The organism is Paenibacillus sp. D2_2 (assembly GCF_031199965.1).
In the GTDB taxonomy this organism is placed as follows: Bacteria; Bacillota; Bacilli; order Paenibacillales; family Paenibacillaceae; genus Fontibacillus.
In genome coordinates this window covers 1,480,797-1,493,277 of record NZ_CP133605.1, presented here as the reverse complement: position 1 = coordinate 1,493,277, position 12,481 = coordinate 1,480,797, and the positions used below count along the sequence as shown (strand labels likewise).

At 45.6% G+C, this 12,481-nt stretch carries 8 protein-coding genes and 1 pseudogene; 1 reads left to right on the top strand and 8 read right to left on the bottom strand.

Annotation, left to right across the window (positions count from 1 at the left end; all coding sequences use genetic code 11):
• The first annotated feature begins 267 nt into the window (after positions 1 to 267).
• On the top strand, positions 268 to 1,122 hold the full coding sequence (locus tag RE628_RS07425) for an AraC family transcriptional regulator (protein ID WP_309158173.1): 855 nt from the start codon (positions 268 to 270) through the stop codon (positions 1,120 to 1,122).
• 298 nt (positions 1,123 to 1,420) lie between these two features.
• Here the strand turns inward: RE628_RS07425 and RE628_RS07420 are convergent, their stop codons facing one another.
• The 8 genes and pseudogenes from RE628_RS07420 to yicI all read right to left on the bottom strand — a co-directional run bounded on the left by RE628_RS07420 (position 1,421) and on the right by yicI (position 12,399).
• Complete coding sequence (locus tag RE628_RS07420) at positions 1,421 to 3,673, bottom strand: glycoside hydrolase family 95 protein (protein ID WP_309158172.1); 2,253 nt, start codon at positions 3,671 to 3,673, stop codon at positions 1,421 to 1,423.
• Positions 3,670 to 3,813 (bottom strand): glycoside hydrolase N-terminal domain-containing protein, encoded by a 144-nt coding sequence (locus RE628_RS07415; RefSeq protein WP_309158171.1) that lies wholly within the window; start codon positions 3,811 to 3,813, stop codon positions 3,670 to 3,672. The genes RE628_RS07420 and RE628_RS07415 overlap by 4 nt, the downstream gene beginning before the upstream one ends.
• A gap of 288 nt (positions 3,814 to 4,101) precedes the next feature.
• Positions 4,102 to 5,854 (bottom strand): annotated as a pseudogene (locus RE628_RS07410) (ABC transporter substrate-binding protein).
• A gap of 173 nt (positions 5,855 to 6,027) precedes the next feature.
• Positions 6,028 to 6,930 (bottom strand): carbohydrate ABC transporter permease, encoded by a 903-nt coding sequence (locus RE628_RS07405; protein ID WP_309158170.1) that lies wholly within the window; start codon positions 6,928 to 6,930, stop codon positions 6,028 to 6,030.
• Between the two features lie 50 nt (positions 6,931 to 6,980).
• Positions 6,981 to 7,175: a hypothetical protein gene (locus RE628_RS07400; RefSeq protein ID WP_309158169.1), complete on the bottom strand. Its 195-nt coding sequence runs from the start codon at positions 7,173 to 7,175 to the stop codon at positions 6,981 to 6,983.
• 2 nt (positions 7,176 to 7,177) lie between these two features.
• Complete coding sequence (locus tag RE628_RS07395; RefSeq protein WP_309158168.1) at positions 7,178 to 7,918, bottom strand: ABC transporter permease; 741 nt, start codon at positions 7,916 to 7,918, stop codon at positions 7,178 to 7,180.
• 158 nt (positions 7,919 to 8,076) lie between these two features.
• Positions 8,077 to 9,861, bottom strand: a complete 1,785-nt coding sequence (locus RE628_RS07390) for a sensor histidine kinase (protein ID WP_309158167.1) — start codon at positions 9,859 to 9,861, stop codon at positions 8,077 to 8,079.
• Between the two features lie 219 nt (positions 9,862 to 10,080).
• Entirely contained in the window at positions 10,081 to 12,399 is a 2,319-nt protein-coding gene (yicI, locus tag RE628_RS07385; protein ID WP_309158166.1) for an alpha-xylosidase, read from the bottom strand.
• Positions 12,400 to 12,481 lie beyond the last annotated feature (82 nt).

Here is a 12,481-nt window from a genome sequence, read left to right as displayed (position 1 = left end):
TAGGTAGTTTAAAAAGTCCACTTTTGATCACGAAGTAAATCATGAAGCTATTCGACATTGAATCTTGAACTCAGCCGGGTCTTCCGGTGCTCACGTACCAACTACAAGCATATGCTTTCGAAGTCGTTTTCTACGAAAACGTGTAGCTCCGCTCCTCAGACCCTAGCTTCATTCAACTGAAGCGTTTCGAAGAAACGCACATCGAAAGCATAAGCTTCGGTGCTGAAAACTGGTCTTTTTAAACACAAACTATAAGTGAGGTGTCAAATGGATAGAACCGCGTTGCCTACAGAAGCCCCGGGCTGGCGGAGATTCGTCTTCTCCCCATCTGGAAATCCGCAGCTTCCACTTCAGGTCGAGAGCGTAGGATGCAATCCGAATCAAGAGAAAATCAATCGACCGGAAGGGTACCCTTGCTACCACTGGCTGCAGACAGATGAGGGCGAGGGCGTACTATCTTATGGTCAAGGCAGCTTCACGCTGACTCGCGGTAGCGGCGTGCTGCTTCCGCCCGGGATGCCTCATGCCTATGAATCTATTAGCGATACAAAATGGTCTACCTTCTATTTAACTTTCGGCGGGGAAGCGGCCGGAGCGATTCTATCTGCCTTCGGCATTCGTGAATCTAACTTTTTTCGTTGGGAAAAGGATTCTCCTCTTGCCTACTTCCTGAGTGAAATGATCGAGAGTATAGGAAAAGGCCCAGATTTGTTCGGACTTGAAGCATCCGCGAACGCATATCGCTTCCTCGGCCTACTCAGTAAATTTGGGCAGGTTAGCAATTCGTCAGTGACACGTAATATGGAGAAGCTCGCCCCTCTGCTCAGATGGATGGAGAGTAATTATTACAACGCCGATATCGGGCTGGATAATCTGGCTGATGTGCTCAATGTGTCAGGACGTCATCTAAGTCAGCTGTTCCAAAATACATTCGATCTCTCACCCTACGCCTATTTGGTGCAAATGAGAATTCATAAAGCTAAGGAGAAGCTAGCTGCAGATTCCACACAAACCGTTGCAGTCATCGCCCAAGAAACCGGATTTCGCGATACAAGTCACTTCATCGCTACATTCCGTAAGCATACCGGCATGACGCCACAGCAATTTCGCAAGCTGCATTAGTTTCCACCGAGGCAAAAGGCAGGATAGAGCATGAGCTACCCTGCCTTTGCTCTATTTTGTGTTCATATAAACTTGATCTAACCGTTTTCGACTAGAAGGAGAACGCTTTGGTAACGTTAGTTGTATTTCCTACAGTTAAATTTCAACTTACCTAGCAATATCAGTAATTAATTGCATTTTGAACAGTTAATTTTGCCGTTTTTGAGTGCAGGGATTAAATCAGCAGATTTAATTGTAGGTTTTACAGTTATTTCCCCCTGATCGAAATGGACCAGCGGATTAGCTGTAGTATTTCCACTTAATGTCCACACTTCACAGAATAGCGCGTACCCGCTTCAAGCCAAACACGATTTCCGTCTGCCTTCACATCTCCAGCCGGGCTTGAAATGCTCAAAGGCTCAGCATAACTTACACTGCACCAGCCCGATTCGGCCGCAAGGATGGATGCCGAGCTTAGACGTCCATTCTCCCAAGCGATATCCACCGTGAAGTTCCCTCTCGCTTTCAGTCCCGTCACACGCCCTGAAGACCAAGCTACTGGTAGTGCCGGCAACAGATCAATTCTCCCCTGATGACTCTGCATCAGCATCTCGGCGATGCCAGCCGTTCCTCCAAAATTGCCATCGATCTGAAATGGAGGGTGGGCATCAAATAAATTAGGATAGGTTGAGCGCGATAGCAACGTCCTGACATAATGATAGGCGCTATCCCCATCCCTCAGCCTAGCGTATAGGTTAATCAACCAGGCGCAGCTCCAGCCGGTATGGCCTCCCCCATTCGCAATCCGATAATCGAGCGACTGTCTGGCGGCTTCCGCCAACTCAGGTGTCTTTTCCAACGTTATGGCATCTCCAGGATATAGACCACACAGATGAGATACATGACGATGCCCCGGTTCATTCTCTGCAAAAGGATGGACCCATTCCAGCAATCGCCCGTCAGCCCCGATCTGCGGCATCGCCATTCTCTCCATCGTACTTCTAAGAAGCTCCGTCCACTCTTCGTCCTTTTCAAGAACTCGAGCAGCCTCGATACAATGACCTAACAACTCACGGATTAAGAACAAATCCATCGTTGACGCGTACGAGACACTACAAGGCTCCCCACTCTCTGTCCGGAAAATATTCTCTGGAGATGTCGAAGGGGCCGTAACCAATACACCATCCGGTCCCGGAACGAGCCAATCAAGACAGAACTCGGCAGCTCCTTTCAGTAAAGGATAAGCCGTCTCTTCAAGATAAACTTTATCTAGTGTATAAGCATAATGCTCCCATAGATGGCGGCTCAGCCATACCCCGCCCATTGGCCAGAAGGCCCAGCTTGCACTTCCATCCGAAGGTGTAGATATCCGCCAAAGATCTACATTATGATGAGCTGTCCAGCCATTGCAACCGTAGTGTATTCTCGCGGTTCGCGCTCCGGCTACACTAATCTCTTGCACCATATTGATCAACGGTTCATGACATTCGCTTAAATTGCATACTTCAGCGAGCCAATAGTTCATCTCCGTATTAATATTCGTCGTATAATTGCTGTTCCAAGGTGGCTGCAAGTGAGGATTCCAGATACCCTGCAGATTAGTCGCCTGCGTCCCCGGTCTAGAGCTGGCCATTAATAGATATCGTCCATAATGAAAATATAATGCCTCAAGTTCTGGGTCACTTCCTCCCGCTTGGTAGGCAATCAGCCGTTCATCCGTTGACTTTAATATCGCAGTCCTCTTAACCTCAGTCTTTTCCTCGCCCAATTCCAGTTCCACCCGACGGAACAAAGCTCTGTGGTCCTCAATATGTCTGCTGCGAAGTTCAACATCACTGATACTCAGAACCGATTGCAACACTGAGCTGCAAGACGCTTCCGGCATGGAGCACGATTCATCCTCCTGCCCAGGCATCACATTATAGCCTTTAAAATCAGTAGCAGCCGTCAATAGAAGCGTAATGCTCCGCGCATCCTCTATTCGCAGTTTATTATCGTCTGTAGCAATGATCCTTCCTGCTTCATGCCGGACACTTACTTGTGTCGCGAAGCTTAATCCACGGCCATCTTCATATAGAACGGACTGGGGATGGTCTCCCCTATAATTGTCCGCAATATGGCTCGGACATGATCCGCGCATAACTAGACATCCGTCCTGTGCCCTTGCTTCAGTTAAACTCTTCAACGGCGAGTCCAAGGATATGGTAATCGAGAGTGGAGAGCGATCTTCGGAGTCTATATGGACAACCAATACCTGATCAACAGCACTGACATAAACTTCGCGTGTGATCGTTGTTCCCCCACTTTGGAAGCGAACTGTGGCCATTCCCGTATCCAGATTCAATTCACGTTCATAGTCCGCCATTTCCCCAATACTATGATGATCGATCCTCAAATTTCCGAGTGGTAAATAGGCTTCCGACCGCGGACCAAGCATACTTCTCTCCACTATTGCTTCAGCCTCTTTATATTTCCCGGAAAATATAAGATCCCTGACCGACTGCAAATGCCGCAGCGCTTCGTAATTTTGCGGATCACGCGGAAATCCAGACCATAGTGTGTCCTCATTCAATGAAATAAGCTCGCTTGTCCCCCACCGTGAACCATCCCGCCGATCCGTCCGTTTCCAACTGGCAAGGCTTCTTCCCAACAGGAAGCGGGCTGCTTATACCATAATTTCCATGAAGCCTCTCTATCATCGTTTACCGTCATTCTTGTCACCGCCTTCTTTCCTTTTCACCTCAACAGCTTATGTGTATTTAATTCTTCATCCCATATGAATCCCCTGTAGAAAAGACCTCATCCTCCACAAAAATATGGATTCGAGGTCCTTTCTCAATCTTTATATTTCGGTTTTCAGCACCGAGAAGGTTGGATGAAGCTAGGGTCTGAGGAGCGGAGCGTACGTATTTTGTACGTGAGCACCGGAAGACCCGGCTGAATTCAAGATTCGATGCCGAATACGCTCTCAGTGTTACTTCGTGATCAAAAGCGAACTCATTATTTAACTTCTTTTCCTGTGAATAGGGACACACGTTGTTTAACGAGCTCGGTATATTCAGATTCCATTTTTTCAGCGCCCGCTTTGTTCAGATCTTCGATGAAGCCATCATAGATACCGTCGAAATCGGCAGGTTTAGCTAAAATAGCTTCAGGAATTTTCTTGCGGATAATATCTTGTGTTTTTTGGAAGATCACTTGATAGTCACCATCAGTTGGAACCTGGCATGTTGTACAATGCGCCCCATTCTTTAGGTGGGAATGCACTTTCACTTGGGAACAGGTCCTTCCATGTTGTTGCACCGTAAGCAGCCAATGTTTCCTTCTCAGCATTTGTATAATCTGCAACAATTTGCTCTGGGAAGCTAGTTGTATAGTAGCTTCCGGATGGATCCTTAACACCATCGCCGTAACGAGCACCGAAGATCAGATATAGACCGATACCCGATTCTTTAGTGAAGTTCGTATTATCTGTAACTTTGCGTTGTTGAACATCTGCAGGAATAACGCGAACTCCATTTTCAACGTTATATTGTTTACCCTCAACACCCCAATTTCTGAGCACTTGGCCTTCATCGGAAGACATCCAGTCAAGGAACTGGATCGCACGAACCGGATCTTTACAAGCCGTTGTAATTGCAATACCGTAACCGTCAACCCCAGCGGATTGGAAGGAATGATCTTCATACTCATCAGTTAGAGTAACTGGGAAATGCCCGTAAGTATATTCATCATGACCTGCTGTCTTGACCGCGTTCTCAGCATCTTGGTAACCCCATTTTTGGTCAATCAAGCCAAGCACGCGACCGCTAGCAATTTTTGCTTTATATTGGTCATCCTTTTGTACGAAGGTATCTCTATCTAGCAATCCTTCATTGTACATATGGTTCAACCAACGAAAATATTCCTTTTCTTCAGGACGTTTGTAGTGAAGCATAGCCTCATAAGTTTGAGGGTTAACATAGTATTCACCATCGTCCGGTGCGCCAGTAGACAAGAATGCCGGGTTCGTAACGCTGATCATAATTCTCCAGTCGTCAGCATTCAATGTAAGTGGAATTGTTGGCTGGCCATCCGTAGTAGGATGCTTCGCTACATACTCCTTCAACACATTCTCGAAATCTTGAACAGTACGAATCTTCGGATAACCGAGCTCCTTCAGAACACGCTGTTGAACTTCGAAACCGCCGCCAGCTTCAAAATACTGCTGATCAACACCTACGTTTGTAGGAAGTTGATAGATCGCTTGATCCTCATTGCTGTATTTCAGACGGTTCATATTTGCACTGTACACTTTCTTAATGTTAGGAGCATATTTATCAATCAGTTCGGTCAAATCGATAACGAGACCTGCATCAACTAATTTAGACAAGCTGCCTTTTGCAAAAATGATATCAGGAACTTCGCCGCTCGCCGCCATCATACCGATTTTTTGCTCTCCGCCGCCGCTGCCTACATCATACTCAGCGTTAATCGTTACACCGGTCTTTTCCGTAATCACCTTACCAACATCATCCTGCATGTTGTTCCAGTTCGGGCTGGAATCGGCACCGAAGAAAGTGAATGTAATCGGGCTTGTATCCATTACATTTTCATCAGCATTTTGTGACACATTGGTTCCCGAGTTGTTGCTGCCGCTGTTTCCTGCATTGCTAGCCGTTTTATCATTGTTTCCGGAGTTGCCGCATCCGCTAACGAGTACCGTAGTCGCTAACAGAAGTGCTGCGAACATTTTAGGACTTTTCCATCTCATATCTGCTTTCCCCCTCATTAAAAATTAAAAGCTATATTGTATAACAGGTTAGACCTGAAAATACCACCCATATAAGTTAAAATTTTCTATCATAACTAAAGTTTTAGCATCCTCCCCTACCGCTTACATCAAGCAGGAGAGGGGCTAATAAATGCATGTTTAAACTACCTCTTTTAGGCCTTTACAGCGCCGAGCGTCATCCCATCCACAAAATAACGCTGCAGGAACGGATATACGACCAGAATTGGAACAGTAACTACGATTGTGATCGCCATCTTGATAGACTCCGGCGAAACCTGGGCCATCTGGTTAGCGAGATCATTCGCATTAACCATGTTTGCCCCTTGGTTAGTACTCTGCAAAATCTTCATCAATTCATATTGCAATGTCGTTAATTGTGGCTTGTTCCCGTTGTACAGATAAGTATCAAACCATGAGTTCCATTGACCTACGGCTAGGAATAGTGAAATGGTCGCGAGTACCGGCTTACATAACGGAAGTATGACTTTGTAATAGATCTTAAAGTCATTGGCACCATCTAACTTCGCGGACTCTTGCAATGCATACGGCAATCCATCTATAAAGGAACGGATAATGAATACGTTAAATGCGCTAACGATCCCTGGCAAAATATAAATCCAGAAAGTTCCGATCAGATGTAGGTGACGCATCAGCATATACGTTGGAACCATGCCGCCGGAGAAATACATCGTCAATGCCAGGAATACAGAGACGAATCTTCTTGCCTTGAAATCAGGTCTGCTTAGCGTATAAGCCAACATCGAAGCGCTGACCAAACCAAGCAGCGTACCGGATAAAGTTCTAAGAATCGTAATCAGGAAGCCCTGTTTTAGACTGGAGTAACTGAATATCGTCTTATAATTCTCTAACGTGAACTCTCGTGGCCACAAGTAGATTCCACCGCGAACTGTGTCTGTTGAATTATTTAATGATATCGCGAGCACGTTCAAGAAAGGATATAACGTAATAACCAATATGACGATTAAAATAAACACATTTACGACATTGAATATTTTATCTGTTTTCGTTGAATTAAATGATTTCGTCGCAGCCATTTTGCTCCCCCTACATGATGCTTTCTTTCGTAGTTTTCTTCATGATTCCGTTAGCTGTGAGCAATAGAATGATACTCACAACCGAAGTAAACATACTGATTGCTGTACCGTAGGAGAACCGGCTGAATTTGAATACCATATTTCAAAGCATATAAATCAAGCACTTCAGAATAATCAGTTAGCAATGAGTTACTTAGCTGGAACTGCTTCTCGAATCCGATACCGATCAGATGGCCGATCGACATGATCAGCAGCACAGAAATTGTTGTACGGATTCCCGGAAGTGTAATGTTCCAGATCTGTATAACCGGCCTGCGCCATCCACACGAGCAGCCTCATACAGCTCTCTATCGATCCCCGTGATGGCTGCTAAGTAAATAATCGCGTTCCAGCCCGTTTCCTTCCACACATCGGAAGCGGTTACAATACTCCAAAAGTATTTACCTTGTGCCATAAATTGAATAGGAGCGTCTATGATATGAAGATGCACTAACAGCTCATTAATAGCTCCGTCCATCGACAACATTTTCGTAATAATCCCGGCCACAACGACCCAGGATACGAAGTGAGGCAGATAAGACACGGTCTGTACCGTTCTTTTGAAATATTTTCCTTTCAGTTCATTAAGCAAAACCGCAAATGTAATCGGAATAATAAACCCGGCTACCAAGCCCATAAGACTCATTGCGAGCGTATTCCTTAATACAAGATAGAACCTCTCGTCATGGAACAGATCGACGAAATTTTTGAAGCCCACCCACTTTTGCTCCGTAAAGGACTTCGAAGGCTTATAGTTCTGAAAGGCCATCGTCCATCCCCAAACAGGCAAGTAGCTAAATACAAATACCCAGATTATAAATGGCATTGACATCAAGTATAAATATTTCTGTTGCAGTACACTTTGCCATACACCTTTCATCCGCTTCTTTGGCGGCTTAGGGGATACGCTTGCATTTACAGTATCCACTCTCTCTGATAGCGTTTCCATCTATCCATCCCCCCCTCCTCTGTATATCCTTATGTTAATATACTGCGAGAGAAGGGAATACCCGATAGATTTTAGAGAAAACCATATAACAATTAGACATTCACATTAAAATCTCATATTTTCTTGCTCATAAGCTCGTGTTTAAATAGTCAGTCTTTTTAAACAACCTCTATAAGTGGCACCGTAAAAGTAATCTTTGTCCCTTCTTCATATGTGCTGGAAATAATGAGGCCATGCTCCTCACCGTACGACAAGACGAGCCGTTGGTGCACGTTCCTTAAACCGATCCTTTGCCGCGCAGGCTCCTCGGAGTTTACGGTCGCTTGAATTACTTCCGCCAACCGTTCTTCGGTCATCCCTACTCCATCATCCTGAACGGTAACCTGAAGCTCGGTCCCGATGATTTCAACGGACAGCTTCACATTAACTCCTTCAATTTTCCCCTCCACTCCATGGACCACGGCGTTCTCCACAAGTGGTTGAATGACCAGCGGAGGAATCAATACACTCTCAACCAGTGGCTCTACGTTCAATTCAAAGTTCAATCGATCCTCATATCTGAACTTTTGTATTTCCAAATAAGAGCGGACCATTTCGATCTCTTCCTTGAGTTGTGTCTTTTCTCGGCCGACCTCCATATTTTTACGCATTAGCTTCCCTAACAAGCGAACAACATTGGCGATTTCTTTGTCCCCTTTCATATGGGCGTTCATGCGGATCGATTCAAGTGCATTGAACAGAAAATGCGGATTAATCTGGCTGGCCATCATCTTCAGCTTGATCTCTCTCTGCGCAATCTCCAGTGCATTGTTCTGCTCGGTCTTCTCTACAATTTGCGCCATCAACTGTTTGATACTGTCTACCATATAGTTGAATTGACGGGACAATTGGCCGATTTCATCATTTCCGTCGATTCTAGACATAGTACTCATATTGCCTAAGGCAACGCGATTGAACTGACGACTAAGCTGCAGCAGTCGATTCGTCGTCCAGAAGGATACGATATAGACAAAGAATAAGGCGATAATAAGAACGAGAATAATGATCAGCAGGCCGAAGAAGCTGACTTTGTTGGCATCCTCCATAATCGATGCTGTATCGAAGATCGAGACAATTTTAAGTATGCTCGTACCCGCTTCAGGCATAAGCTGATCCACGATCATATATGAGGACTCGCCATGAATGTCGAGCTTATGGGCACCCTTACCCTGTTCATTCAGATTCACCCCATAATCCAGATCATTCAGGGTCGAGCCTACCAGAGCTGGGTTTTTAGCGGCAACAATATATCCTCGCTCATCGGCGATAAGTGTCTCGAACGGCTCCTGACGCAGCATCCTATTCAATTCCTCTTGATCCAACGCGACAACCAGTACTCCACTTGTATGCGTCTCAGGAAAGTTCACCTGCCGTACCAGGCTAAGCTTACGTATCGGAAACTCCTCATCATCGTTAATATACTGCCAAATCGCTCTCCTGCTCTCCATCGCCTCCTTGTACCAATAAGAGGATTCAATCTGTGCATCGACGGGAACGATCTCTAGATTGTTGATTAAAGTAGGGTTGTTGTAATAGATGCGAATCTCAGCGATCTCACGATACATATTAATATAGCGATGGAAGCTGTCAAAAGAGAGGTAAGACTTCGTCAATTCCAGCACGCTTGGGTAATGCGTGGAGGCGACCTTCTCCAGCGCTTTGTCCATAAGCAGTGTATTCGATACATCATTAGGCATGCGCATGATATTGCTAAGCTGAGTCTTGATCTTCTGGACATTGTTGGTCGTCTGGGAGATCGCTCGTTCCATCGCCTGGGCCCTAAAATAAGCAACCATCCCACCGCCCACCAGCAACACGGGAATCATAACAACGACTATATATGAGATGATCAGCTTGTGCTTCAGCTTTAAATTGTTGGTCATACGAACTGCTTTGTTTAACAAATGATCGCCTCCAAAAAGCCGAATTCATAAATAAGTGCTTATATACAACTAAGTGTAGCCCCTATGAACTCAAAATGATATATTACTGTTTTTATACACTTATTGAGTAGGAATTCCTTCATTTCGAAGCTGAAATTAGAAAGATAGCTGCGTAAACGCAGCTATCTTCTAAGTTCAATAGTATGTCTGTTAAATAGGTGCATTTCTGCAACTATTTCATTATTTTAATAGAATAGATACTTCGGTTTTCTCGGAATAAGCAGGAACCTCAATGACACCTTGCCCATTCCATTGTCCGCCCTGAACTTCCTTAACTTCACCCATTCCGTGCAAGGACACCTTGAAGCCTTTGCCAACTCCTTCAGCACGTAGTGTTACCACATTACCTTGGCGGATAGCAGTCACTGTCAGTTCGGTTGTGCCTTCTATGCCCCGTACGGTTCGTGATACGGACATTTGATCCTCAAGCTGGTAAATTCCGAGCTCTACTCCATCTGCGAAGTCATAATCCGGACGAACATCATTAGCACCTGTTGGCAGGATCGAATTCGGGCGAACGAACAACGGTAGACTGAAGAAATCGTAAGTTTCCTTGCGCCACTTGCCGCCCTCTACGGTTTCACCACTCAGGAAATGAGTCCATTTACCTTGTGGCAAGTAGTAAGACGCTTCGCCTTCTTCGTTGAATACAGGAGCGACTAGCAGAGAATCACCCAGCATATACTGACGGTCCAATGTTTCGCTGGCCGGATCATTCGGGAATTCCAGAAGCATGGCACGCATCGATGGAATACCTTGTTCAGTAGCTTGAACGGCAGTATCGAACAGATACGGCATCAAGCGGCATTTCAATTTCGTGAAATGTCTAGTTACATTGACCGCTTCCTCATCGTATGCCCAAGGCACGCGGTAAGAACTGCTACCGTGCAGACGACTGTGACTGGACAGAAGACCGAACGCAAGCCAACGCTTAAATACATGTACTGGAGCTGTGTTCTCGAACCCGCCGATGTCATGGCTCCAGAAGCCGAAACCGGATAAGCCTAGGGACAAACCGCCGCGAAGGCTTTCAGCCATCGACTCATAATCGGCATAACAGTCGCCACCCCAGTGAACCGGGAACTTCTGTCCGCCAGCTGTTGCCGAGCGTGCGAAGAGAGCCGCCTCGTTCTTACCAAGCTTCTCCTCCAATACCTCAAATACAACTTTGTTGTATAGATAAGTGTAGTAGTTATGCATTTTGACCGGATCAGATCCATCAAAGTAGACGACATCTGTCGGAATCCGCTCACCAAAATCAGTCTTGAAGCTGTCCACACCCATGTCGATCAATTCACGCAGATACCCTTTATACCATTCACAAGCATCCGGGTTCGTAAAATCTACCAAGGCCATTCCCGGCTGCCATAAATTCCATTGCCATACATCGCCGTTGGCTTTCTTAACCAGATAACCGCGTTCCTTGCCCTCCTCGAACAAACGAGAACGTTGAGCGATATAAGAGTTGATCCACACGCAAATTTTGAGGCCCTTCTCTTTAAGGCGCTTCAGCATACCTTCCGGATCTGGGAATACCTCTTCATCCCATTTGAAATCAGTCCAGTGGAAGCCGCGCATCCAGAAGCAGTCAAAATGAAATACATGCAGAGGCAAGTCTCTTTCCGCCATTCCGTCCACAAAGGAATTTACGGTCGCTTCATCATAATTTGTCGTAAAAGAAGTCGTGAGCCAGAGCCCAAATGTCCATGCTGGCGGAAGTGCTGGTTTGCCAGTCAAATCTGTATATTTGCTCAGTACGCCTTTAGGGTCCGGTCCATCGATGACGAAATATTCGATCGATTGGCCAGGAACGCTGAATTGCACTTTTTTCACTTTTTCCGAGGCTACTTCAAACGATACGGCACCTGGATCATTTACAAACACGCCATAGCCCTTATTTGTAACATAGAAAGGAATGTTCTTATAAGCCTGCTCCGAGCTTGTGCCTCCGTCTTTGTTCCAAATGTCCACGATCTGCCCGTTCTTCACGAAAGCCGTAAAGCGTTCACCAAGACCGTAGACCAATTCGCCTACCGACAAATCAAGCTCATCGCGCATGTAAGACTGTCCGCCAGTTTCCGTAACATGAGCCATTGACTTGAAGTTGCTGCCCGTAACCCGCTTCGATCCACGGTAAAAATCAACAGACCACGCTCCCCCTTTAGAAATCCGAACGCTCAGGTTCCCGCTCTTTAATTCGGCATATTCATCCGTCTCCGTAATGATGGCATGATCTCCACTCTTGGTCAGTTCAAAATTTGGCCCATGATCCACGGTTCCGGCAAAATGTACCAGCTTAACGCCAATCACTCCCGGTTGCGGGGAATGAAAATGTACTGTCAGCAATGTAGTATTAATCATATCGCCTCTACCCCGAATCGGTGTTGTCGAGGCATATGCTGTCAATGTATTATCTTTAATCATGAAATCATGAGCTTGTACTGCTGTATCAAGGGAATATCCTTCACGAGTTAGCCAGTTACCGTCTGTAAATTTCATAATTTAAACCGCCTTTCGTATTTAGCATAGTTTGATACTTCAAATATAACTATACTTGCATTATACTGATATAACAGGAAAG